Raw genomic sequence first — 25,816 nt, 5'->3', positions numbered from 1 at the left:
TAAAGTCCCACCTCAAATCAGGACGTTTGCCTCAGGCGGTATAACCCTTACAGTTTCTAGGATAGAGACATCGAACACCAAATCGTTGACAACTCTAACATTATGAACATCAAACTCTTTCCTCTATTCGCCACCATCGCCGCAATTACCCTCGCGGCTGCACCCATGGCAGCATTTGCCCAACCCCGATTCGCAGAGGAACTCAACCTAACAACCGACCAACAAACGCAGTTAGAACGCATCCGGGATAACAAACACTCGCAAATCGAACAAATTCTCACCCCCGAACAACGGGAACAGTTCCAAGAATTGCAGGGACAACGCCAGCGACACCGGGAAGGGATGCGGGCGCTAAATCTGACCGAAGCACAACGGAATCAGATGCGGGAAATTCACCAATCCGCACGGGAACAGATGCGAGATGTTCTAACCGAGGAACAACAGGAACAGATGCGTCAGATGCGTGGAAATCGTCGGGGTCAAAGAGGAATGGGACGTCCAAATCAAGCCCAATAGATAAAAAGTAACCCGAAAACCCAGTAGGGGCGCACAGACGTGCGCCCTTTCTCTGACGTGCGCCCTGATTGGTATACTCTCAACCAGATCCCCGACTTCTTCAAGAAGTCGGGGATCTAATTAATTAGCGTCCCAGCAATTAAAATCGCCGAACCCTACAAAAATTCAACCAAAGCGGATTAATATCAGCATATTAAGATATTCGACAACTCCAGCTCAATATGCATCGACTGAAGTTTCTCAAAGCACTTCGCCTTCCCCTAGGCGTCGGAATTATCAGCTTTTCCTTTGCCACAGGTAAGCTTCTCCCCCAAACATTGCCCCTATCCCAGGATTTAATTAACCTCAACTCTCAGGATGGAGAAACCCTACTCGTTGAAAGTAATGCTCGTCGGGACTATTTCCCCTTAAGTATCCATTTTGAAACCCAGGAAAATTTAGCCTATTGTGGCGTCGCCAGTATAGTGATGGTACTCAACGCCCTTTCTATCCCCGCACCGCCAACCGCTAACTTTGGGGATCATCACATTTTCACTCAAGAAAATGTTTTAAATGAACAAACCGAAAAAATTCTCCCTGCTGCTGTCATTGCCCGTCAAGGGATGACCTTAGACCAATTAGGTCAACTCTTAGAAACCTATCCCCTCAACGCTGAAGTTTACCACGCCAGTGAGGTGACTCTGGACAAATTCCGTCAGATGGTGGTCGAGAATTTAGAAGACCCCAACAACTTCGTCTTAGTCAACTACTTACGAAAAACCATAGGTCAGGAACGGGGCGGACATATTTCCCCGATCGCGGCTTATAATCCACAGAGCGATCGCTTTCTAATTTTAGATGTATCCCGCTACAAGTATCCGCCCATTTGGGTCAAAGCGGAAGAACTCTGGCAAGCCATGGGGACGGTGGATTCTACCTCAGAAAAAACCAGGGGTTTTGTTCTGATTAATCGTCGTTAATTAGGGGAAAGCTGAATCAGCGTATCCATAAGGGCGGGTTTTGTTGTTCCGTTATCGCGTTATCGGTGGGGAGGGCGGGTTTTGTTGTTCCGTTATCGCGTTATCGGTGGGGAGGGCGGGTTTTGTTGTTCCGTTAGTTCTGAAAATCTGAATTTAGTCCCTAAACCCGCCCCTACAACCATTGACAGACGGACAAACGGACAGACGTAGCATGAGGAGTTTCTACATTGATACAGGAAATCTGGTAAGATTGCCCCTTGGCATCTTTTAATCCCGCACGAATGTCTATCCATTCTCCCGTCACTGTCACCGTTCCCGCGACAACCGCCAACTTAGGACCCGGATTTGATTGCATTGGCGCTGCCTTAACCCTGTACAACACGTTCACGTTTACTCGTCTGAGTTCGGATACTCCCTGGGAAACGGAACGGGCGGTGAGAATTCGGGTGTCGGGTGTCGAGGCAAACCAGGTAAAAACTGATGAAACGAATCTGGCTTACCAAGCTTTTCTGAAACTATACAACCAGATTGGTCATACACCTCCCCCCGTCCAACTCAAAATTGATTTAGATGTCCCCCTCGCCAGAGGGTTAGGAAGTTCCGCCACGGCGATTGTGGGTGGATTGGTTGGCGCTAACCAACTCGCTGGGGAACCCCTGAGTCAAACCGAAGTCATGCAATTAGCGATCGCGCTGGAAGGACATCCGGATAATGTTGTCCCCGCTATCTTGGGCGGCTGTCGTCTGGCGGCGCGGGGGGATGCGGTTCTCAAGGAATGGGAGATTTGTGATATTCCCTGGCATGATCAAATTATCCCTGTCGTTGCCATTCCCAATTTTGAACTCTCCACCCAACAAGCGCGACAGGTACTCCCCAGCCAAGTGAGTCGGGCAGATGCTATTTTCAATGTCGCCCATTTCGGGTTACTGATCCGCGCCTTAGCAACGGGACGAGGTGATTGGCTACAAACTGCCCTCCAGGATACGTTACATCAACCCTATCGACAGGCTTTGATTCCGGGGTATGAAGCGGTACAAACCGCCGCCTTAAAAGCGGGTGCCTATGGGGTGACGATTAGTGGCGCTGGTCCGACTTTGTTGGCGCTTGTCGATCCGATGCAAGCTGAAGCCGTAGTCACCGCTATGGCTGAGGCTTGGCAAGAGGTGGGAATTTCTGCCATAGCGCGATCGCACTCGATTGACACCCAGGGGACCCAAAGCGCGATCGCACCCGCCATTTAACCCGCCTTTATTTTGATCGTTGAGGGGGTGTAGAGACGTAGCATGGTACGTCTCTAAAGGCGGATTGAGTCGCATCTAGAGTGAGACGATAGTCGTAAAATCAGCCCCTACAATCCCCAATCCCCAAATTTAAACGGGTATTCATAGCAATGCCATAGAAAATCCTCTATGTTTTGACCAAGCACTTCTTATCCGATAATCTGAATAAGGTCTTAAACTTTTGTTACATTGATCGATGAAACCCCTATTTGTTTCATCACCCGTTTCTGGCATGAACTCAATGTTAGTCACTTGATTCAATAGCAATCTCAGCAATTTTCATGACTCCAAATCGACCCTATTCTCACCATTCTGAATGATTCAGAGAATTTTGACAAAACGATACTGCGATCACGTTGAAACTTGGAGGAGTCATACAAAGTGGCAAATGCGAACGATATAGTTGTCCTAAAACAAGGTGTTGAAAATTGGAATCGATGGCGACTGCAAAATATTAACTTAAATCAAAATCAGAGTAAAACCAATGTACTCAAACTAAACTTTAATAAGGTTGATCTGAGTGGATTGAATCTCAGTGAGTATAATTTGCAAAATTTCAACCTCAGTCGAGCCAACCTCAGTCGAGCTAACCTCAGTCGGGCTAACCTCAGTCGGGCGAATCTCTATGAAGCGATTTGTCATACAACAAACCTGAGTCAAGCCATTTTAATTGATACGAACCTCATCGCTGTTTTCTTAAGAAATGCTGATCTCAGAGGCGCAAATCTGAAAGGTGCGGATTTAACCGATGCGAATCTCAGTGGTGCTGATTTGACAGGCGCTAATCTCAGTCAGACAAACCTGAAAGGAGCAAACCTGAGAAATACCAATCTGAATCAGGCAAATCTCAATGGTGCGAATCTGAGTGGGGCAATTTTGAAGGGCGCGATTATTTGTCAAGTCTAGGGGGGACTGAATGTTGATTTTCCCGGTTCCCATTCCCTGAGAAAGGACAAAAGACAAAGGACAAAGGACTCATGACCAATAAACCAGCATTTGCCAAAGCCGAGAGTGGATCGGTAAAATGCTGGTTATATTTTACAGACCCTGAACGCGAGACGTATTTCTCTGAAAAAAATAAATAACCCAGTTTTGGCATAATTTTTATCTGAAAACAATAAAATCATGCCGAGCTGACTATGTAAAAAAATATTATTATTTTAAATTACGGACAAAGATAAATTATACCTGAATAAGTATTTTGAGATTTAACACCAATCAGAGTTTCTTCGGTTAAACTCTACCCTTGATGATGAAACTATCGATACAACGCAAAATCATCCTAGGATTTGGACTAACCTCCAGCCTTATCGTTATCGTCAGCTCAATTGGTTATTATAGTGCATTTCGCCTGAGAGACACGAATCAAAAAGAACTCCATGCCAAAAAAGTATTAACAAAACTGGAGGAAGTCTTAGCTGAAATTACGGATGCCGAAACGGGACAGCGGGGTTATCTTTTGACAGGGAAACAGCGCTATCTTGAGCCTTATCAAAAAGCAATTGATAAAGTCGAAGATGATATAAAACAGCTACAAGCGTTGACAGCAGAAAACTCTTATCATCAAAAAAAAATAGAAGTTGCTATCCCCTTAATCAATCAAAAATTTGCCGAACTTCAGCAAACCATTACTTTAAGAGACGAGCAAGGATTGGACGCGGCTTTAGCGATTGTAAACACAAACGAAGGCAAACTGATCATGGCTCAGATTCGCGATATCTTTCATCAGATGAAGGCGGAGGAAGAGCGGCTATTTCAGGCGCGATCGCAGTATACTCAAAGCACAGTCCATACGACAATCTGGATTTTCTCCATTGGACTCATTTTTGACTTAGGTATTCTTGTTTTTGTCTATTCTCACATTTATCGCGAAATTAATCAACGGCTGCAGGCTCAAGATCAATTACGAGAGAGTGAAAGTCGGCTCACTCAATTCTTAGAAGCGATACCCGTCGGCGTTTTTGTCGTTGATCAAAACGGTATACCCTACTATGCCAATCAGACGGCAAAGAAACTTTTTGGGCAAGGTCTAATTCCCACCAATCCTGCCAATCGGCTACCCGAAATTTATCCAATTTATTCTCCTAAATCTGAGAAAGTCTCTCCCTCCAATCTTGAGCCAATTATCCAAGCGCTTAACGGTAAAAATTCCATCTATGAAGGGATAGAGATTCACCAGCCCGACAAAATAGTGCCGATTGAGGTTTTAGGAACCCCCATCTTTGATGACAAGGGAAATGTTAGCTACGCCATTGTCGTGCTGAACGATATCACCGAACGCAAACGGGGGGAAGCCGAACGACTCAAGTTTACAGGTCATCTCAATCAACTCAATCATGCTTTTTCTCGCTTTGTGCCGGGTCAATTTCTCCAGTTACTCAATAAAGAGACTATTATTGATGTTAAGTTAGGCGACCAAGTAGAGAAAGAAATGTCCGTGTTATTTTCGGATATTCGTGACTTCACTGCTCTTTCAGAAGGGATGACCCCTGAAGAGAATTTTAAATTCATCAATTCCTATCTCTCCCGAATGGAACCCACTATTATTAAGAATAAAGGATTTATTGATAAATATATTGGGGATGCGATTATGGCACTCTTTAGTGGCGGTGCGGATGATGCGGTTAAAGCCGGAATTGCCATGTTGCATCAGTTAACTGAATATAATCAACATCGAGCTAACTGTAATTATCGAGCCATTCAACTAGGTATGGGCATTAATACAGGAACATTAATGTTAGGGACTGTGGGCGGATATAACCGCATGGATACCACCGTGATTAGTGATGCGGTTAATTTAGCGGCTCGTTTGGAAGGCTTAACCAAAAATTATGGCGTATCATTATTAATTTCTCACCACACGTTCAAACAATTACAAAACTCCTACGACTATGCTATCCGCATGATTGATCATGTCAAAGTCAAAGGCAAATCTGAACTGGTTACCGTCTATGAAATCTTTGATGCTGACTTACCGGAAGTCCGAGAGGGTAAATTGGCAAACCAAGACCGATTTGCCTTAGCGTTGTCTCTGTATAATCAACAGGCTTATGCCGAAGCACTACGCTTGTTTGAAGCCTGTTTGCGCCAAAACCCAGCGGATCAGGTGGCGAAAATTTATCAGCAACGCTGTCATCTGAATTCTAATACCAATTCTGTTTGACAATTCTAGCCCGGAGTTCAAACTCCGGGCTAATCGCTTAAGTCCATTTAAATGGACTAAAACTCTTATATCGTCCTCTAAAGATGGCTTAAACAAACATGGCAACCTTCTTGGGGCTTACCCTATTTTCCTGTTCAACCTGTAAGACATTACCATACAGATTGGCAATAATTTGTTGACCTGTTTTCGTGACATCTAAATACCGCAAAGCGGGTTGGATGTATTGCAACACAATTGTCCAGAAAAAGTTGGGGTAGTTTTGCCGCAGTTCACCCGGATTGTGATAGCCTAAAATCTTATTCGCGCCACTTTCTTCAAACTCGCCAAACAAGGCGGGAATCTTTTGTAAGTAACGTGGATCACTAAGCTGACCAATCAAATCAGCCGCACGAGTCAAACCCGGATAATTCATCGTATCGTGATGGGCGTTATCAGCAGGTACGGGAAAACGGGTTAACTCAATATTGCGTTTTACGATGGCACAATCAATGAAGGGATGAGCGCCGAAATACTCGTCCACAAACCGCTTTCCTCGGTCAACATGGTAGGATGTCAAACTCGCATCGGTTGCCCCCTGGGGCAAGGATATCATCATATCATCAAGACCAATCACGTACAATCCTTGATCAGGTTGGTCATTTCGGCAAATCCCCTTAATATAGCCGATGTCATGGCATAACCAAGACACGATTGACGTGAGCCAATCTTGACGGGAAACGTTTCCTTCTAGGATATGTTTCCCTCGAAGGATTTCTTGTCCGACTAAGCTCACCAAAATGGTATGTTCAACATTGTGGTATAGAGCATCACTCTGGGCAATCCGGTCGAGAGCCACTTGAGCCACTCCCGTGATCACCTCAGCATAATCGGCTTGAGAATTTCCGTAAGTCTGACGGTAGCAGACTTGTAGACGTTCGACACAATCGCGAACTAGCACCCCTGTTAAATTAAACATTGTTCTTCCCCTGTCATACTATCTAAATTTATAACCGAGTCGGGTATTTCAGCCCGGTTGGGCGGCTTTACCCTGGTAGATTCACAGATCAATCGGTGGGGAACACCTATTTATTAGTTTCGTTGATCATCTGGGTTATGTAAACCATAAAACCTCACAAAAAAAATAATAGTTTGGGTGAGCTAACACTCCAAATCAATTTTATTTGTTGATCAAAGAAAAACCTCATAAAACCTCATAACTATTTCTTTGTATGTTCATCGCCCGTTAAAAAATCCTAAAATATCAGGTAAAATTTTTTAATCGCTATTCCCAGAATCGAGAAAAATTAACTTCGCCGAGAGAGCGCTTGTTAAAATTATAATAAAGTTGATGATTAGAATGGATATAATTTAGCATGGCATAACCCTAGCAGGAAAGCAACGGCGGGGGATCGTCTTATGTAAGGGGTTGAGAAATATTTACATAACTTAATATACTGGAGTTTATTTCCACCAACCTACTTAGCCAGACTCAATGAAACGTGAAATCGTTTTGTTGTCGGTTCCATGTTTCCTGTTCCCTAGTTTTAATTTTGAATTTTATTGATCAAGGGGAGATGGATTATAAAGACGCCTTAAATTTTATCGATCGCTTAACCTATCTGAAGACGGGAAAGCACCTAAATGACCTAGAACGGCAGGTTTTTGTCGGATCTTGGCAAGGACGCTCCTATAAGGAGATTTATCCGCAAAATCCGGAGTATGTGGAAAAATATGTGGGCTATAAGTTATGGCAAAAGCTTTCCCAGGTATTAGGGGAAAAAGTCAGCAAAAAAAAGATTCAGGGTGCGATCGCGCGAGCCAAGACGCAGCAGCCGCAAGTGTTTCTCAGTTACCGAAACCAAGAGCCTGACGAGAGTTTAGCGATTCAGTTAGAGGAGGCGATCGCCCAAGCCGGATATCCAGCCTTTAGAACAGGGGTGGGAAAGGGTTCCAGCCATTCCTCTGCTGTCGCCGAGAATGAATTAGCCCAGATTGATCATCAACTGGCGCAATGTGAGTATTTTATCCTGCTACTGTCTCCCCAAGCCGCATTGAGTGAAATGGTGATTGAAGCGTTACGACGGGTTCAGGAGTTACGAGATGAGAGTCACAACGCCAAACCCGTTATCTTACCGATTCGGGTGAATTGCCCACCCTGTACCCCCCTCAACCACGATTTACGCAGTTATCTCCAGGGAATTGGCTATCAAGAATGGAACACTTCCGCCGATACACCCACTGTGATACAGGCGGTGTTACAACGGTTGTCGGGGAGTGAGGATTGGGAAACGCCAGTCTGGGAAGGGAATGATGTAGCGGAGGAGATCAGCAGCTATCAGACTCCGATCAACCCCTTACCGCCTTTACCTGTAGCTGAACCCGAATTACCCAAAGGTCAAGTGCGGTTAGCTTCCGCCTTCTATGTCGAACGAGTTCCCGATGAAACTCAATGTTATCAAGAAATCCTCAAACCGGGAACCTTGATTCGTATTAAAGCACCGCGACAGATGGGAAAAACCTCGTTAATGGCGAGAATTTTGTATCAAGCCAGAGAGCAAGGCTGTCGCACAGTTCCCTTAAGCTTTCAACATGCGGATAAAAGCGTGTTTACCAATCTCAATCAACTCTTACAGTGGTTATGTGCCAAAATTACCCGGAAGCTGCGTTTACCTCATCAAGTTGAGGCATATTGGACGGATACGTTTGGGAGTAAAGATAACTGTACGGCTTATTTCGAGGATGTTTTGTTATCGGAAACCGATGCACCGTTAGTCTTAGGATTAGATGAAGTGGATCGGGTGTTTCAGCATCCCAAAATAACCGATGACTTTTTTGCCCTCTTACGCGCTTGGTATGAAGAAGCTGGGTATGGGGATAGCGATAGTGATTTGTGGGCAAAATTGCGTTTAGTGGTGGTGCATTCAACGGAAGTTTATATTCCATTGGATATCAATCAATCGCCATTTAATGTGGGTTTACCGATTGAATTATCGGAGTTTAGTCGAGAACAAGTTACCGATTTAGCCCAGCGTCATGGACTCAATTGGCAAACTCATCAGGTTGAGCAATTAATGACAATGGTGGGTGGACATCCCTATTTAGTCCGAGTAGCTCTGTATTATATAGCCAGAGGCGAGTTAACCTTAGAGAAATTGGTAGAGATAGCGCCAACCGAAGCCGGAATTTACGGGGATCACCTGCGCCGACATCTATGGAATTTGCAACAGCACCCCGAATTAGCGACAGCTTTTGCTCAGGTGCTAGTGGCGGAGGAACCCGTTGAGTTAGAATCCGTGTTGGCGTTTAAATTACACAGTATGGGATTAGTACAGTTACGGGGAAATGCGACTGTACCCCGCTTTGAATTATATCGCCAATATTTTCGCGATCGCCTACAAAACGTATTTTAAGTCCAATGGCATCCTCCAGTCAGTTTTTTAGGATCACCGAGATCGCGCCCGCTATCAATAGCTTAAAATTGGGATACACGGTATCATTCTGTACGTATTTCTATGAATCTTCCTGTGCAACTCCAGCAAGACGCCAAAAAGTGGGCAAGTCGGCAAGGAATCTCGTTGGAACAGTTCATCCTACAGGCTGTCGCGGAGAAAGTCACTGCCCTCAATCAGCAAAATACTGAAATAACGACCCCAGTCTCACCAGCCGTTCACTCATCAACCTCTCAACATCCAAAAGTCTATCGCAAAGAAGGTATCTTAGTCGTTGAAACCGAACCAATTGACAATCTTGACATCAACGCCTTGATTGACGAAGTGCGAGAAGAACGTATTCGGGAGCAGATGATTTGGTAAAAGTCTTGTTTGACACTTCGGTTTTAGTGGCTGCATTCGTTGTCAGCCATCCACGACATGGGATCTGCTTCCCTCACCTAAAAGCAGCAAAATCTAAGCAAGTTGAAGGTTTTATTTCAACTCACACTCTGGCAGAAACCTATTCTGTCCTTACACGTCTTCCTATTCAGCCGCGTCTTACTCCCGCGCAAGCCCAAAGCATTACTACAGATATTTCACAACATTTGAATATCATTCCCCTATTCTCCGAGGATTATCTTGCTGCGATTTCTCGCATGGCTACTATCAATCTCCCTGGCGGTGGCATTTTCGATGCTCTAATTGCCCAAGCTGCGCTGAAAGCCAAGGTAGATATTCTCCTAACATTAAATCCTAACCACTTTACCCGTCTAGGAGACGCGATCGCAACTCTTGTACAAGTTCGGATGTAGGCATGGCGGGTTAGATGACTTGTACCGATTCTACCTGGGGAGCCTCACGATCGCGCCTACATAGAACAGTTCTACTATTATATAGAGAGACGTTGAGGTGGGAAAATCGTGATGCCAGCGCCAGAAACGAATCAACAGACAGCAATACCTACACCCAACCTCTACGAAACCGATTTTTATGCTTGGACGCAGGAACAAGCGTCGTTACTCCGTCAACAGCAGTGGAGTCAGCTTGATTTGGGCAATCTGATTGAGGAGATTGAATCCTTGGGGAAACAGCAACGCCAGGAATTGCGAAATCGGTTGAAGGTGCTGATTGGACATTTGTTGAAATGGGAGTACCAACCGCAACGCCGGAGTCGGAGTTGGCTGGCGACGATTCGCGTACAGCGCCGTGATACGCTAGAGTTGCTCAAAGACAACCCAAGTCTAAAGCCTTACCTTGAGGATGCACTGGTTTTAGCTTACGAGAACGGTAGAGATCTGGCAATGGGAGAAACTGACTTGCCAGAACAAACCTTTCCCCAGACGTGTCCCTACAGTTTGGCGGAAATTTTAGATGATAAATTTTATCCGGGTGAACCGAGTGAGTTGGTAAATGAATGGGAGGGAGAAAACGAATCATAATAATAATTACTGTAGGTTTTGAAAACACCAGTCAATCCAACAGACCCCTCATTATATAAATATAGCGTTTTCATTTGGGTCGTGAACACAGGAACCTGATAAAAAGGCAATGGGCAATGGGCAATAGGCAATAAGGGAAAGAGATACGGAGTTTTTAAGTAATCTAAGAAAAGTCCTCCTAGGTTTACAACTCATTTACAAATGCTATATATATCAATATAAGAGAGGAATTCTATGATTATAGATAGTGTTGAAATTAAAGGTTTTTGGGGGACGAAAAAAGCATCGGCTATTATTAACCAAATTGAAAGAAAAAGCATTAAATGTTGCTAAATAAACTGTGAAGCTACTTTAGCAAAATTTGGCACGTTGACTTGTTCTATTTTAAACCGACTTCACTAATTTACAGCCGTTTACAAGAGTTGCGATCACACCAGATTGATATAGCTGAAGTGGTGGAATGTGTTGTATAGGTTTTCTGGGCGCAAGCCTTGCGCCCCTACAAGGTTACTAAACGAATATTAGAATGGATTGAAACTCTTATCCAGTCGTCTTTAGACGACTTGAGCTTTTAGCCTTGGGTTTAAACCCAAGGCGGTTTAATTCAAATCCCTAATCTGGTGTCTTCTACCTCTTGCAGCCCCCATGAGTAAAGCCAAACCCATCACCTCCCCCTACAAAGTTGGGGGTCATCTCCCACTCAACGCCCCTAGCTACGTGGTGCGACAGGCGGATACGGAACTCTATCAGGGGTTAAAGGCGGGTGAGTTTTGTTATGTTCTTAATTCCCGCCAGATGGGTAAAACCAGTTTGCGGGTGCGGGTGATGCATAAGCTACAAGGGGAGGGTTTTGCTTGTGCGGCGATTGATTTGACCAAAATCGGTTCCCAGGATATCACGGCGGATCAGTGGTATGCGGGGATGATGAGACGCTTGGTGACGAGTTTTCCGGCGCTGCGGGGGTTTAACTTAAGGGCGTGGTTGCGCGATCGCGAATATCTACCCCCTATCCAACGCTTGAGTGAGTTTATCGAACAAGTGCTGCTGGAGTCTATCCCCCAAAGGGTGGTGATTTTTATTGATGAAATTGATAGTATCCTCAGTTTAAACTTTCGCACTGATGATTTTTTTGCAGTGCTGCGGGCTTGTAATGAATATGATCGGCTGACGTTTGCTTTGTTTGGAGTGGCGACGCCAGCGGATTTAATTCAAGATAAGAAACGGACGCCGTTTAATTTAGGTCGTGCGATTGAATTGCATGGGTTTAAATTAGCGGAAGCTCAACCCTTAGCCGCTGGATTAGCTAATAAATCTAGCCAAGCCCAAAGGATTTTAGCCGCTATTTTAGACTGGACAGGGGGACAACCCTTTCTCACTCAAAAACTCTGTCATTTAATTATCAATAGTGACTCCTCCCCGACTCCTGGAAACGAAGAGGAATGGGTAGCACAGATTGTCCAACAGCGTATCCTGGAAAACTGGGAAGCTACTGATGAACCGCCTCATCTAAAAACCATTCGCGATCGCCTGTTCCGAATTGGACAGCGAAATCGGGGACTCTTGGGGCTTTATCAGCAGATTTTACAACAGGGGGAGGTTCACGCCTGCGATAGTTCTGAACAACGGGAATTATGTTTATCTGGGGTGGCAATTAAGCAGGGGGGAAAACTGCGTGTCTGTAATCGTATCTATGCCGCCATTTTTAATTACAGTTGGGTGAACAAAGCTTTAGCCGATTTGCAGGCTAGCTTTGAGCAAATTGTTACTCAGCAAGAACAAAAACTGCTGTCCATGCTGAGTTTTATGGAAGGCAAGGATTTTGCCGATATTCTCCATGAAATTTTAGGCTCAGTTACCCTAAAAATGGGAGAAGCCTTGAGCGTGGATCGAACAACGATTATCTTTATTGATGATCAGCAAAATCAGATCTGGTCGATTATTGCCCGGAATGAAGGGAAAACCTTTCCCGATATTCAAATCCTTACCAATAAAGAAACAGAAGCCCGATTGACCAACTTTAAGAAATTTAGTGAGATTCCCTTTAACTTTCGCCAAGAGAACCCCAACACCATTCCCGATAAACTCAATCAAGCCAATGGCTATGCGATTTACAATGAATTAGTTTATCCCATCGCCAATCAACAGCAGAATTTGATTGCGGTGATTCAACTAATCAATAAACTGAAACGGTTTAACAATCCCCAAGCGCCTCTATCGGAACGCATTGACCAACAAGGGTTTACCCTTACCGATCAACGCCAGTTAGATGAATATGCGCCAACTATTTTACGCATTTTAGAGCGATGCCAATACTGTTATAAATTAACCCAACGCTTACAAGCGGCTGAAGCCCTCACCGAAGCCACTCATTCTCTGTCTCACAGTAGTTTAAATTCCGAAGAAATCCTGGGACGAGTCATGGATGCGGCGAAGAAACTGATGAATGCCGATCGCAGTACCCTCTGGTTATTAGATGCAGATAAGCAGCAGTTGTGGACAAAGATTCCTTTTGAAGATGGATCAGTGCGAGAACTGCGAGTCCATGTTGGGCAAGGATTTGCTGGGAAAGTTGCCCAAACGCAAGAACCGTTAAATATTCCCTTTGATTTGTACGATCATCCTGATTCAACCACCGCCCAAGAAACCGATCAAAAAACAGGTTATCGCACTTGTAGTTTACTCTGTATGCCTGTTTTTAGTCCCGATGGTGAACTACTTGGTGTTACTCAGTTAGTGAATAAGCGCAAACCTGGGGAATTTCCCGATTATAACCCCGCAGATTGGCCCCAAGCGCCAGAATGTTTCCAGGCAAGTTTTGATGCTAATAGTCAAAAATATATGCAGATTTTTAACTCTCAGGCGGGGGTAGCGTTGCAAAATGCTCAGAAGTTTGAGCGAATTAAGCAAAAGGCGGATAGTCACCAGCAAAATGTCGTCAGTCAAACCCTAGCGATGCTGAATACGGTGATGGATAATCAGGGGTTTGATGATATTCTGGATGGTACGTTGCGATCGATTACGTTGAAGACGGGTAAATCTTTATGTGCCGATCGCACGACGATTTTTCTACTCGATGAAGAAAAGAAGGAATTTTGGTCAATTGTTGCTGAAGATGAGGGGAGTGGTTCCCTAGAAATTCGCATGAGTGCGGATAAAGGAATTGTCGGCGAAGTCGCCCGGTTCAAGCAAACGATTAACATTCCTTTTGACTTCTATGATGATCCGCGATCGCAGATGGCAAAGGAACAGGATAAAAGAACCGGATATCGGACGTATACCATGTTAGCAATTCCTCTTTTAAATGACCAAGGGGAGTTAGTCGCCGTTGTTCAGTTACTCAACAAATTAAAGCGGGTGGCTAATCCCACAGCAGCGTTATCGGAACGCATCGATAAACAGGGATTTAGCCGCACCGATGAAGAACGATTTGCCGAAAATGCGCCCTTAATTCAAATGATTCTGGAAAGCTTCCGTTCCTATCATAAAACAGCACGCGGACAACGAGTCGCCGCCGCATTGATGGCAGCAGCCCGTTGTGTTCAAGGTTCTCTAGAGATGGACGATATTTTACAACGAGTGATGGGGGCGGCTAAACAATTATTAAATGCTGATCGTAGTACCTTATGGTTAGTTAACCGTTTAGCGGGAGAATTGTGGACAAAAATTCGCTTTGACGACGGTGAACTCCGAGAATTGCGTATACCAATTGGACAAGGGTATGCGGGTCAAGTGGCGATGACGGGGGAACCGTTGAATATTGCCTTTGATTTGTATGATCATCTTAACTCAGAAACGGCAAAGAAAACGGATCAAAAGACAGGGTATCGTACTTGTAGTTTACTCTGTATGCCTGTCTTTAGTCCCGATGGAGATTTGCTGGGGGTGACGCAATTGGTAAATAAGCGGAAACCGGGCGAGTTTTGGGAATTTGAGACTCTGATGTCATCGGAAACTGTCCCGGAGTATTTCCAAACCAGTTTTGATGACAGTGATCAGAAATACATGCAAATTTTCAATAATCAAGTTGGCGTTATCCTGCAAAATGCCGAACTTTTAGCCGCACTCAAGCGACAGGAAGAAAGTTTGCGCGGTAATGTAAATGGACGGTAGGAAGATTAGGGAGATGGGGAACAATGTAGAGACGTGCCATGGCACGTCTGGAAGATGGGGAAAATGAGAGAACTTTCCTTGTCTGTGTAATCAGTGTCAATAAGCTCTCACCTCCCTACCCCTATCTCTCCAATAAATCCGTGAAATCAGTGTTTTGACAAATGACAAATGACAAATGACAACCTACCACCAAATCAAGCGTCGAGGTGGAAAGCCGGACTCTTCCCACGAGTCTCCGGCTTCTTTCAAAACAGCATCCAAGTCAGCGACGGTAAACTCGTAACCATCAGTAGCCGCCAGTTCCACAAACTCTTCCTTGGTTTTGAGGGCGTCGTATTTAGCTCGCAATTTTTTATCTTTTCCGCCTGCTTCGAGTAAATTGATCACATTGTCTTGAGACATCGTTGCTAACCTCTCTTAGAAACCTGGGTAATACCAATTCGTTAGACATTACACTTGATCTATCCCACCCACCACCTCACCTGACTAAGGGAAGGTTAGGAGGCGTGACTATTCTGCCAAAGAAATAGGATGAGATACCTCAACTGATGAATAGTATCTCAGCCTCTCTTGTGGTTTTTTGTATTTAAACTATCTTTTTGAAACTATTTTTATCTGAGAAATATTGCAATTTATTGCTATAAACTTAAAGTTGTTTACAATCAATTACATTAAGCCAGAGTAATGCAAACAAGCGTCTCAAAAAATAACCGAACCACTACTCAGGCTGAATCAGTTCAAAGTCAGATTCGTCCAGAGACAACATCAGAGGAACGTCATTCGGATTCATTAAATTTTGTTCTAAGCGGACTATCCAACGTCCTGACTCTTCACGACCTTGAATAATCCCCTGAATACCCGCAGCATATTCAGGGCGGATAACCCGAATTAAGGTTCCTACCTTGAGCATTAGCCAAATAGTATCTGCTTTACCTTCCCTAAACATTAGGGACGTTCTGTTATTTTAACCCACTTTTAACCTTTTCTTATACAAAAGAATACATTGGCTGACAGGTCTGTAGATCCCGGTTTTTGTCAAGGTTGCCGGACATAATAGTCAGTTATTGTTCCATCAAAATCAGTCGCAACGGGTCTAAACGGACGTACCAGGGAAAGGGGCGGTCTTTGAGATTCGCCCATTTTTCCTTGTAAACCTCAACTTGTAGGTGGTAGTCTTGGGCGTAAGCCGGAGGCTGATGCAGTCTAATATATAGTGTTGTCCGGTGTTGCGTCTCACTGGTCATCACCAGCCAGCAGGGAAAAGTATTCTCTCCATCGGGATGCTGGGGAAAGGTGAAGTGGTGGGCGCGAATTCCCACATACGTTAATTTGTTAGGAATTGGTTCAACCACCTGAAGCGTACAGCCCCAGTCTAGCGCCTCAATTGTTTGGGGTTCAATCATCCGGGCGGTGGAAAAGTTTTTACATTCAGTAACCTGGGCGACTTCAAAGCTAGGAGGACGTTCAAAAATAGTCTCTTTGGTATCATTAGCAATCACTTTTCCCTGGGAAAGAATCAGCAAATCCTGGCAAATTCGATACGCTTCTTCTAACTTATGAGTCACAAATAGGGTGACACCTTCATAGGTAGCAAGCGTTTCACTGAGTAGCTTTTCAATTCGACTGCGTAAATAGGTATCCAAGGCGGAAAGGGGTTCATCTAAGAGTAGGGCTTCTGGATGAATCACTAACGCCCTCGCTAAAGCCACTCGCTGTTGCTGTCCGCCGGAAATTTGCTCAGGGTAGCGGTTTTCTAAGCCTTGTAACTGCATCATCTCCATATATTGGGAAATGCGCTGTCTGCGTTCCAATTTAGGTAAATTTTGTAGCCCAAAGCCAATATTTTGGACAATGGTTAAATGGGGAAACAGGGCATAATTTTGAAACACAAAACCAATCCGGCGTTGGCGACTGGGAATATTAATCCCACGTTTTGAATCAAACAAAACTCGTCCATTGAGAACAATGCGTCCCTGGTTGGGTGAGTCCAATCCCGCAATGCAGCGCAGTGTCATACTTTTACCGGAACCGGATGTGCCTAAGAGTCCTAAAGGTTGTCCATTGGCTTCTAATTGGGCGTCTAAGGTAAATCCAGGTAATTGCTTTTTTAGGTTAACAAAAAGTCCTTTATTGCCATATCCGATCCCTCTGTAGTCCGTCCTTTTATATCTCCCTCTTGTCCCCCTTTTTAGATCCCCCTCCTGTCCCCCTTCAAAAGGGGGAAGCCAAGAGAACCAATGCGCGATCGCGTGCCATTTGGCGGAGTGCTGTGTTCCTGACCAGTAGTTGATTGCGGCGATTACCAAGAGTGCGATCGCCACCATCAGCAGCACCCAGTTTAATGCCTCTCCCATCTTACCTGCTTCTGCGGCAAAGAAGATCGCGATCGGCATGGTTTGAGTTTTGCCGGGAATACTACCTGCTAACATTAATGTGGCACCAAATTCTCCTAAAGCCCTGGCAAACGCTAAAATCGTTCCCGAAACCACACCAGGTAATGCCAACGGTAATAGAATCTGCCAAAAAATTCGCCATTCTGATGCCCCTAATGTCCGAGCGCAATGAATCAAATCCTTGTCAATTTGTTCAAAGGCACTCAATACCGTTTTATACATTAAAGGAAACGCCACAACTGTAGCCGCGATTACCGTTGCTGACCAGGAAAATATTATAGTAATTCCCAGGTGCTTTAACAATTGTCCCACAGGACTATTTCTACCCAAAAGCAGCAGTAGGAGAAAACCGATAACTGTTGGTGGTAGTACCAGGGGGAGAGTAAAAAAACCATCAATTAATCCTTTGGCTTTACCGCGATAGCCATACATCCATCGGGCGGCGATGATTCCCACTAAGAAAGCGAAGATTGTAGCGACAAATGCGGTTTTTAAAGAAATCCACAGCGGAGATAAATCTGAATATGGCATTCTATTCGTCCAGTAATCGAATTATGGCGAGAAGGTTGGGGGATAGTTCGATTGATAATATCTCAGCTTTTCCTAGGGTTTTCTGTAGTTTAACTATCTTTTTTATATATTAGGTTCGTAGTAGGGAACCTTAGCCTATAAACCTAACCTATAAACTCGCCTCGATTAAACGGTAGAATTATTTTTTTAACGCTCCAGGTAGCAGAGGTAAGCGCAGAGGTACGCAGAGGGAGTTGGCGGTTGGGGAAGGACATTTACAATAGTAGGGTGCGTTAGTGAAACGTAACGCACCATTGCTCAGTTTGATAGGTATTTTAATCCTTTCAATTGTTGATCGCTAGCCAAGCTAAAACCATACTCTTCAAACACAGCTTTAGCGGGTTCAGTAGAGAGAAACTGCACAAATGCTTTCGCTGAATCCGGATATTTACTCTCTTTTAATACCGCAACTGGATAAATAATTGGTGCGTGAGACGTTTCTGATGCCGTGGCGACAACTTTGACATTATCTGATACGTTAGCATCCGTGGCATAGACTAATCCTGCCTCAACGTTTCCGGTTTCTACATAAGAGAGGACTTGGCGCACATCTTTGGCGAAAACCAGTTTATCTTGGATGGGTTTATATAAATTTAGTGAAGTTAGGACTTCTTTCCCATATTGTCCAGCGGGTACACTTTCGGGATCGCCAATTGCCACTTTGCTCACTTTATCAGTCGTTAATCCTTTGAAATTAGAAATATCGGTTTTGTCCTTTGGCGTGACTAGAACAATTGAGTTTTTCAATAAGTCTTTGCGTGTATCCGTTAGCAGTAAGTCTTTTTCTTGCAAAGCGTTCATCTGTTTTGGCGCGGCGGACAGAAAAACATCTACAGGCGCTCCCTGTTCGATTTGCTGTTGCAAAGAACCGGAAGACCCAAAGTTATAGGTAATGATAACGTTAGCTTGTTCTTGAGTATACAACGGCGCGATCGCTTTCATAGCATCCTGTAGACTAGCTGCTGCTGATACCGTAATTTCTACCGATTCGGGTGACGTGGCGGAAGGGTTCGGAGGTGTCCCTTGAGAACAACCCACAACGATTAGGAATGTCGCAACCATCCATGCCATTGAGAAAACACGTCGTTTTTTCATTTCCCTGTTGCCTCAGCTAATGACTGACAGAAGGTGTTGATAGGAGCAGGTCTGGGCGGGTTTTGTAGAAACATTATCATCAATAAATCAAAGCAAGTCCCTAAACCCGCCCCTACAAACCATTTCTACCTGGATATCAGCAGGCTTTGCATAATAGGGAGCCGTTAACACTAACCCATCTACGCCCGTTGCCGCATAATTGGCAATATTAGCGTCATTAATCCCGCCAGCCGCCAGAGTAATCAGCGTTGGATTCATGGACTTAATCTGGGGAATTGCCTCCGCTAATGTCTCGGCGTTTACTTTGTCAAATTGAATCCCATCGATTCCTGAAGCGGCTAGGTTAAAGGCGGTAGCCATATCTTTAACTTCAACAATGACTTTCTTTTCCTTAACCTGGCGCTTAATTACGGGTAGTTGCTGAATGAGGGAGTCAATTCCGCCCAGGAAGTTGAGATGCTGTTGGAAGATTAAAACGGTTTCTGAGACTCCTAGTCGATGAGGATATGCCCCACCCGCTAAGATGGCTTTCACGGCGATGGGTTTGGTTCCTGGGATGACTTTGCGAGTGGTATAAAGCATTACATTTTGATTCGCCGCTTGTGCTATTTGCACTAGATTGTAGGTTTTGGTGGCGACTCCACAGGCATATTCCAGTAAATTCTGGGCAGGTTTCCAGGCAAGATGTAAGGCGGCGGCGTTTCCGGTTGCACTGAGAAAGGTAACACCTGCATCCAAGATTTCACCTGTTGCCAAGATTGTTGTCACCTCTGCCCCAGTTTGGCGTAAGATACTGGCGGCTTCTTCGGTGCAGGCTAGAACGGTTTTGGCGCGAGTGGTAAAGCGGATTGTCCCCATGCGATCGCCAATCCCTAACACCTGGGTGGTTAAATCAAAATAGGGAACGTCTTCTTGGATTAACTGTTCGATAAACTGCTGTGAGATAAAAACCATTACCTATGTCGCATTTTTGCCTTCGGTCTTCTGACTAGGCTATATCAGTTCTGCGAGGGTAAAAGTGAGTAAAATAATACAATTTACTGTTTTCATCAAAATATTCAGCAAAATCAGAAAATTCAGTGATTTTTGGTATTATTAGCTGGTGAACCAATGACTAAAGCAGGGATTGAACTATGGAAATTAGCGCTCGCAATACCTTTAAAGGAATAGTAAAAAAGGTTGTACCTGGCTCTGTGAACAGTGAAGTGACCCTAGAAGTTGCTCCTGGGGTGGAAATGACGGCAATTATCACCAAGTCTTCTGCGGAACGACTTGGTCTCGCCGAGGGTAAGGAAGCGTATGCTGTTGTTAAAGCGACAGATGTCATGGTGGCAACAGATTAAAGGGTGCGTGCTTAAACATTGGGTTGTTCAAAATCCTCAGTTTTCACCAGTCAACAGCAGCCCGGAATCGTAGGGGCGCACAGACGTGCGCCCTGACTTAATTAGGATAGGACTTTTCTCATCTAACAAAAATTGTCAGCCAAGCGGGAATCCTGATAAAAATGTTTTCAAAACTACTGATACCGCCGTCTTGCTCGCCTTGCCAAGGCTTGCTGCAATTTTTCTTCCAGTTCCTGGATTCTAGTTTCATGACGATTGAGTTCTTGCTGTTGCAGCAGCAGAGATAGTTTCAAATCTTCCCAGCTTTGGGTGTACGTTGTCCATTGTTTTTCCAGATAGGTAAAGGCTTGGAGAATGTTAACAATCGGTCCGGCTGTCGTCGAATAAACTTGACAAACTTGTCTATCTGAAGTGACCTCAATTAAGACCAGCATACCTTTATTAATGTGCTTGACTTGGGTGGCTATAACTACTTCATCTTGAACCGTGCGCCAAATTTGTCGGCTTCTTTCTTGGCAATAGGCTTGCAGTTTAAGTACTGTTGCTCGACTGCCAATCCAGTAATGATGCTTTTGGACTTCTGCTAAATACAGCATAATGCGATACCTTTAATGTGGTCAAGAAAACTATTGCGTAGATGCATTAGCTATGGCATTTTATGAAATGCACTCCATCCCTCCTGGATGGATGAAAAGCTTGCACTTATAGCGAGACGAAAAGCACTACTGTTTCCCTTATCACCCCCTCACCCCAATACTTATTCAGCAAGCCCTAATTAACTGTAGGGTGGGTTAGGCGGTAACTCCATAAAGAGGAATAACTATTTAATCAGATATCCGCCGTAACCCACCAATAATAAGGAAAAAGAAAAACGGTGCGTTACGCTTTGCTAACGCACCCTACAATTTGCGGTGATAAATGCCAGCGTTTATGGCAAAGACAGCGCAACTACAAACGGTTTAACCACAACCTAAGCCACTCCCGGTACATTCGCCAACTTTACCCGCCGCTACTTGCCGTTTGCCTTTCAGCTTTGACAAATCACTTCCTTCATAAACGGCTTGCAATCCCGTCTCAATAAAACCGCTCATTTCCACCGGAAGCACACCACACTTGGTCAAAATTTCTTTCGGGTTATCGCCAATACTGCTGGCTAAAATTGCCCGACAATCTTTCAGCATATTTGCAACTTTTTGCCACCGTTCAAAACCACTTCCACGGTCAGGGGCGAGGCGTTCTTCCACTAAGGTAAAGCCTTGATCTGTTTTCTGCCAAATCTGAAACTGATCCACTTGACCTAAATGCTGATTCACTAGAATTCCTTCAACGGTGGCTACAGCGACATAAGGGCGTTCTTTTTCTTCAATGGGAATCACTTTCTTAGAACAAGCAATCAAACACCCGTGGAATTCCTCGGACTGATCTGCGCCTAAAAGTCCCACAGCATCCGCCCGACAGCGTGTGCAATGGCGCATTTGCGGTAAATATTCCTCGCATTCTTTGCGGATTTTCGCCATCGTAATCCCATCGGGTTCAGTCAATCCCTCAAATGGCGTTTCGGCGGTGGGATACATCGCCATCGCATTAAATAAATCTGCCCCAAGTTCTGCCATAGTTTTGGCAACTTCAACCACATGATGGTCATTAATTCCGGGCATGACGATGCAGTTTATTTTTACTGTAATCCCGGCAGCTTTCAGTCCTTTTACGGCTTCTAATTGGCGTTCTAAGAGTAACTTAGCGCCTTTTAATCCCTGATAAACTGACTTTTCATGGCGGACCCAACGGTACACTTTGCGGGTAATTTCTGGGTCGATCGCGTTGATGGTAACGGTAACGTGACTGACGCCAATTTCGGCAATTTCGTCGATATATTCGGGTTGGAGATTTAAGCCATTGGTCGCCAAGCAGAGGATTAAGTCGGGAAACTTTTCCCGCAGCAGCCGCATTGTACCTAAGGTTTCCTCTGGATTGGCAAAGGGATCACCGGGACCCGCAATTCCAGCAACACTGATTCTCGGTTCTTTTTCTAATACCTTTTCCATGTAAACAGCGGCTTGGGCGGGAGAAAGAATGGTACTGGTTACACCGGGTCTACTTTCGTTGACGCAATCATATTTGCGATTGCAATAATTACATTGGATATTGCATTTGGGTGCTACAGGTAAATGGACTCGTCCGAACTGTCCTTTTACCTTGACATTAAAACAAGGGTGATTTTCTAAGTTAACTGTAGCTGTCATAGTTTTCTCTCCTGAAGTGATGAGTTTAATTTGCGGAAACTTATCAAGACTAAGTTAGTGACGAATGATTACTTGTGAACAAATGACAAATGACTAATGACAAATGACAAAATCAAAGATAGCCATACCCCACCGGTGAATCAGCTTGCTTCTTCTCGATAATGGCATTCACAATCCGATCTAACAGGTTCTGAGTGCCGCGATACCCCAGATGTAGCATCCGCTGTCCGCCAAAGCGATCGTGAATGGGGAAGCCTACGCGGATTAGGGGAATTTGCTGTTTTTTAGTCAGGGAATATCCTTTGCTGGTTCCAATCAACATATCGGGGTCTAGATTTTCGATTTGTTCAGAAATTTCATAGAAATCAAATCCTTCTTTAACGATTGGCGGTTCGGTGACAATATCCGACGTAACCGCGTTAATTGCGTCCTGAAACTGTCCACTATTTCCTCCTGATGCACATAAGACGATCTTCATGCCAATTTCGGCTAAAAATGCCGTTAATCCGACACATAAATCTTCTTCTCCATAAACAACTACCCGCTTACCAAACAGATATTTATGGGAATCAACATAGGCATCCACTAACCGTCCCCGTTCCAATTCATGTTTTCTCGGTGTCGCACAACCAGACACCTCTTCTAGGGCTTCAAAGAAGCGATCGCACTCTCGCAACCCAATCGGCATACCCAAGGCGTACAGGGGAACACCGTTGCGTTTAGCCAGAAGTTGACCCCCAGAATTACCTGTGCGTTGCAACACTTGACCGAACTCAATCGTGGCGTCAGAATGTCCCATACGTTGAATCGCTGCAATTGGCGTTCCCCCTTCCGGAATCTTGTCATAGTCCATTTGGGCGGGGGCGTCTAAGGTTTCGGAGATATCCGGTAGGATAATTCCTGGACAATTAAAATCGTCGAGAACTTCTTTTAAATAACGGATATCGGCGGGAGACACTAATCCCGGTAAAAGATTAACTTTGGACGTGGTGAGTGTGTAGGGGCGGGTTTCACTACTATCCTTTTCTGTTTGCCCAGATGTGACTAAACCCGCCCCGACTCCTGGGGATTGGGAAGACGTTTTGGGTTCGACTGTTTCCGATTCAATTACTAACTGATCAATCACTGCCCGCACTGTTGCATGGAAGCCTTCCATATGCGTCCCACTATAACTGGGGGTGGAGACATTTAACAAGGTTGGCAATTCCTTATCGCCAAATTCTTCCTTAAACTCCCTCAACAAGCCACTAACATTATCACCAATGGTTTCAGTTAAGCAAGTGGTAGCAATTCCCACAACTTTCGCGCCATATTTATCCATGACATTGAGGATACCTTTTTTCAGGTTAGCGCCTCCGCCATAAACGGCGTGTTTTTCACTCAAGGAAGATGAGGCGATGTCAATGGGTTCGCGAAAGTGACTAATGATATAACGCCTCATGTAGGTGGCGCAGCCTTGTGATCCATGGAGAAAGGGCACGGTTCCTTCAATTCCACGAAAGGCAATACAAGCGCCCAGAGGTTTACACAGTTTACAGGCGTTGGTTGTGGAAACGTAAGCTTCAGTTTTTTGCTTAATTTTGAGTTTCTTAGACATGGTTTTATCGGTGGCAGCGAATTCGGTAATGGTTTATCATTTCAATCCTGGAATAATGGTGCGTTACGCTACCCTTTGGGAACACGGCGCGAATGCTAACACACCCGACAACTTAAGTTTGAGGAATAACGGTGCGTTACACTTCGCTAACACACCCGACAACTTGAGGCACTAAAGTGCCTACTACGAACTACTACGAACAACCCGTTTTAACGGGTTTAAGCTTTTAGCCGGAACTTGAGTTCAAGGCTTTATTTTTACGCGGCACGAATCTCCAGACGGGAGACATAACGGTGCTATGCACTTCTTTGGCAAAATTAACCATTCCCAGAAACCCTTCTAACGCTTCCTTGCGTTCATGATTGTGGTCGCAAAATCCAAGTCCTAATTTATAGGCAATGGGTCGTTCTTTCACGCCGCCGACAAAGATATCAACATCTTTTTCTTTTAAAAAGGCTGAGAGTTCTAAGGGGTTAGAATCATCCACAATAATTGTGCCTTCATCGGTAACTTCGTGGAGTTCTCGATAATCTTCACTGGTTCCCGTTTGCGAACCCACCATCACCACATCCATGCCGATAAGTCGGAAGGCTTTCACTAAGGAAAAGGCTTTGAACGCACCGCCCACATAAATTGCCGCTTTTTTACCTTGCAAGTCTTTGCGGTACTCTTGCAGTTTAGTATATAACAGGGTTAATTCTTCCCGCACTAAGTCTTGAGCGCGTTTAAGAATTTCTGGGTCATCCTCGAAGAATCGGGCAACTTTATACAAGGCTTCCGCCATGTCTTCGACGCCAAAGTAGGACACTCGTAGAAACGGAGTTCCATACTTTTCCTTCATCATCTTGGCTAAGTCCATTGTCGCCCCAGAACACTGAACCACGTTCAATGCAGCGCCGTGCGATCGCGCGATATCTCCTACTCTACCATCGCCTGTGATATTGGCAACAACCTGGACACCCATGCGTTCAAAATATTCGCGGATAATCCAAATTTCCCCAGCTAAATTAAAATCACCCAGGATATTAATACTGCGGGGAGAAATTCCGGTAGTATCCCCTGTCCCGACTAAGCGGAACATCGCCGTACAAGCGGCATTATAGCCCGCCCGTTTGTTGCCCTTAAATCCTTCTGATTTAACCGGGATTACGGGGATGTTTTTTTCTTGGCTAACTCGCCGACATATCGCTTCTAAATCATCGCCAATAATGCCCACTATACAGGTGGAATAAACGAACGCCGCATTGGGGTGATGTCGGTCAATCAGTTCCGTTAGCGCCTGATACAGTTTCTTTTCACCACCAAAGATAACATCCCGTTCTTGTAAGTCCGTGGAAAAACTCAACCGATGCAATTCTGGACCCGATGAAAGCGCCCCGCGAATATCCCAGGTATACGCCGCACAGCCGATTGGTCCATGGACTAAATGAACCGCATCAGCGATGGGGTATAAAACAACGCGAGAACCGCAAAAGACGCAAGCCCGTTGGCTAACTGCACCCGCAAGACTATCTTTGTTACATTCCAGGTCAAATGGTTGTTTCCCCTTGCGGTGAATTTGCTTTTCACGTTCTTGAAAAATAACAGGTTCCATATTGTCAGGCTCACAAACTTCAAAAGGCAAAGACTTAAAAAATAGACTGGGTGTAGGATGTTGGATTTAACGGTTCGCTGTAGCAATCGCCGCCAATTTTACCG

Annotated in this window: 21 protein-coding genes; 11 read left to right on the top strand and 10 right to left on the bottom strand. The window is 44.8% G+C overall.

Annotation, left to right across the window (positions count from 1 at the left end; translation table 11 throughout):
• Nucleotides 1-102: 102 nt before the first annotated feature.
• The 5 genes from RIB93_RS24585 to RIB93_RS24565 all read left to right on the top strand — a co-directional run bounded on the left by RIB93_RS24585 (nucleotide 103) and on the right by RIB93_RS24565 (nucleotide 5,918).
• Entirely contained in the window at nucleotides 103-516 is a 414-nt protein-coding gene (locus tag RIB93_RS24585) for a Spy/CpxP family protein refolding chaperone (protein ID WP_446376593.1), read from the top strand.
• 221 nt (nucleotides 517-737) lie between these two features.
• The gene (locus tag RIB93_RS24580; RefSeq protein ID WP_446376591.1) at nucleotides 738-1,475 is read left to right on the top strand and encodes a phytochelatin synthase family protein; all 738 of its coding nucleotides are present in this window, start codon (nucleotides 738-740) and stop codon (nucleotides 1,473-1,475) included.
• 281 nt (nucleotides 1,476-1,756) lie between these two features.
• Entirely contained in the window at nucleotides 1,757-2,716 is a 960-nt protein-coding gene (gene thrB / locus RIB93_RS24575) for a homoserine kinase (RefSeq protein ID WP_446376590.1), read from the top strand.
• A gap of 420 nt (nucleotides 2,717-3,136) precedes the next feature.
• The gene (locus RIB93_RS24570) at nucleotides 3,137-3,661 is read left to right on the top strand and encodes a pentapeptide repeat-containing protein (protein WP_446376588.1); all 525 of its coding nucleotides are present in this window, start codon (nucleotides 3,137-3,139) and stop codon (nucleotides 3,659-3,661) included.
• Nucleotides 3,662-4,004: 343 nt separating this feature from the next.
• Nucleotides 4,005-5,918, top strand: coding sequence for a CHASE3 domain-containing protein (locus RIB93_RS24565; RefSeq protein ID WP_446376586.1), 1,914 nt, complete (start codon nucleotides 4,005-4,007; stop codon nucleotides 5,916-5,918).
• A gap of 88 nt (nucleotides 5,919-6,006) precedes the next feature.
• Here RIB93_RS24565 and RIB93_RS24560 read toward each other — a convergent pair whose 3' ends face one another.
• Nucleotides 6,007-6,873, bottom strand: coding sequence for an Npun_R2479 family HD domain-containing metalloprotein (locus tag RIB93_RS24560; RefSeq protein WP_446376584.1), 867 nt, complete (start codon nucleotides 6,871-6,873; stop codon nucleotides 6,007-6,009).
• Between the two features lie 598 nt (nucleotides 6,874-7,471).
• On the opposite strand from RIB93_RS24560, the gene RIB93_RS24555 reads away from it, so the two are divergent.
• The 5 genes from RIB93_RS24555 (at nucleotide 7,472) to RIB93_RS24535 (ending at nucleotide 14,877) form a co-directional block, all read left to right on the top strand.
• Entirely contained in the window at nucleotides 7,472-9,307 is a 1,836-nt protein-coding gene (locus RIB93_RS24555) for an AAA-like domain-containing protein (RefSeq protein ID WP_446376582.1), read from the top strand.
• Nucleotides 9,308-9,409: 102 nt separating this feature from the next.
• Nucleotides 9,410-9,709, top strand: a complete 300-nt coding sequence (locus tag RIB93_RS24550; protein ID WP_446376580.1) for a hypothetical protein — start codon at nucleotides 9,410-9,412, stop codon at nucleotides 9,707-9,709.
• Nucleotides 9,703-10,140 carry a type II toxin-antitoxin system VapC family toxin gene (locus RIB93_RS24545; protein WP_446376578.1) on the top strand — a complete coding sequence of 146 codons (438 nt, stop codon included), beginning with the start codon at nucleotides 9,703-9,705 and terminating at the stop codon, nucleotides 10,138-10,140. Before RIB93_RS24550 ends, RIB93_RS24545 begins: the two co-directional genes overlap by 7 nt.
• Nucleotides 10,141-10,251: 111 nt before the next feature.
• Complete coding sequence (locus RIB93_RS24540) at nucleotides 10,252-10,767, top strand: DUF29 domain-containing protein (protein WP_446376576.1); 516 nt, start codon at nucleotides 10,252-10,254, stop codon at nucleotides 10,765-10,767.
• A 645-nt stretch (nucleotides 10,768-11,412) separates the two neighbouring features.
• Nucleotides 11,413-14,877, top strand: a complete 3,465-nt coding sequence (locus RIB93_RS24535) for a GAF domain-containing protein (RefSeq protein ID WP_446376574.1) — start codon at nucleotides 11,413-11,415, stop codon at nucleotides 14,875-14,877.
• A 183-nt stretch (nucleotides 14,878-15,060) separates the two neighbouring features.
• Here RIB93_RS24535 and RIB93_RS24530 read toward each other — a convergent pair whose 3' ends face one another.
• The 5 genes from RIB93_RS24530 to modD all read right to left on the bottom strand — a co-directional run bounded on the left by RIB93_RS24530 (nucleotide 15,061) and on the right by modD (nucleotide 19,889).
• Complete coding sequence (locus tag RIB93_RS24530) at nucleotides 15,061-15,279, bottom strand: Nif11-like leader peptide family natural product precursor (protein ID WP_006098795.1); 219 nt, start codon at nucleotides 15,277-15,279, stop codon at nucleotides 15,061-15,063.
• A gap of 316 nt (nucleotides 15,280-15,595) precedes the next feature.
• Nucleotides 15,596-15,823 (bottom strand): hypothetical protein, encoded by a 228-nt coding sequence (locus tag RIB93_RS24525; RefSeq protein ID WP_446376572.1) that lies wholly within the window; start codon nucleotides 15,821-15,823, stop codon nucleotides 15,596-15,598.
• A 115-nt stretch (nucleotides 15,824-15,938) separates the two neighbouring features.
• A complete protein-coding gene (gene modB / locus RIB93_RS24520) occupies nucleotides 15,939-17,801 on the bottom strand; it encodes a molybdate ABC transporter permease subunit (protein WP_446376570.1) in 1,863 nt (620 codons plus the stop codon).
• A gap of 297 nt (nucleotides 17,802-18,098) precedes the next feature.
• Nucleotides 18,099-18,935, bottom strand: coding sequence for a molybdate ABC transporter substrate-binding protein (gene modA / locus RIB93_RS24515; RefSeq protein WP_446376568.1), 837 nt, complete (start codon nucleotides 18,933-18,935; stop codon nucleotides 18,099-18,101).
• A gap of 87 nt (nucleotides 18,936-19,022) precedes the next feature.
• Complete coding sequence (gene modD, locus RIB93_RS24510) at nucleotides 19,023-19,889, bottom strand: ModD protein (protein WP_446376566.1); 867 nt, start codon at nucleotides 19,887-19,889, stop codon at nucleotides 19,023-19,025.
• A 179-nt stretch (nucleotides 19,890-20,068) separates the two neighbouring features.
• Between modD and RIB93_RS24505 the strand changes: the two genes are divergently transcribed.
• A complete protein-coding gene (locus tag RIB93_RS24505) occupies nucleotides 20,069-20,278 on the top strand; it encodes a TOBE domain-containing protein (protein WP_446376564.1) in 210 nt (69 codons plus the stop codon).
• Between the two features lie 173 nt (nucleotides 20,279-20,451).
• Here the strand turns inward: RIB93_RS24505 and RIB93_RS24500 are convergent, their stop codons facing one another.
• The 4 genes from RIB93_RS24500 to nifE all read right to left on the bottom strand — a co-directional run bounded on the left by RIB93_RS24500 (nucleotide 20,452) and on the right by nifE (nucleotide 25,712).
• On the bottom strand, nucleotides 20,452-20,874 hold the full coding sequence (locus RIB93_RS24500) for a hypothetical protein (RefSeq protein WP_446376562.1): 423 nt from the start codon (nucleotides 20,872-20,874) through the stop codon (nucleotides 20,452-20,454).
• A 363-nt stretch (nucleotides 20,875-21,237) separates the two neighbouring features.
• Nucleotides 21,238-22,521, bottom strand: coding sequence for a nitrogenase cofactor biosynthesis protein NifB (gene nifB, locus RIB93_RS24495; protein WP_446376560.1), 1,284 nt, complete (start codon nucleotides 22,519-22,521; stop codon nucleotides 21,238-21,240).
• Nucleotides 22,522-22,633: 112 nt separating this feature from the next.
• Nucleotides 22,634-24,118 (bottom strand): nitrogenase component 1, encoded by a 1,485-nt coding sequence (locus RIB93_RS24490; RefSeq protein WP_446376558.1) that lies wholly within the window; start codon nucleotides 24,116-24,118, stop codon nucleotides 22,634-22,636.
• Nucleotides 24,119-24,344: 226 nt separating this feature from the next.
• The gene (gene nifE, locus RIB93_RS24485; RefSeq protein ID WP_446376556.1) at nucleotides 24,345-25,712 is read right to left on the bottom strand and encodes a nitrogenase iron-molybdenum cofactor biosynthesis protein NifE; all 1,368 of its coding nucleotides are present in this window, start codon (nucleotides 25,710-25,712) and stop codon (nucleotides 24,345-24,347) included.
• Nucleotides 25,713-25,816: the final 104 nt, after the last annotated feature.

The organism is Coleofasciculus sp. D1-CHI-01 (assembly GCF_040218875.1).
GTDB lineage: Bacteria > Cyanobacteriota > Cyanobacteriia > Cyanobacteriales > Coleofasciculaceae > Coleofasciculus.
This window is presented reverse-complemented; position numbering and strand designations above follow the sequence as displayed.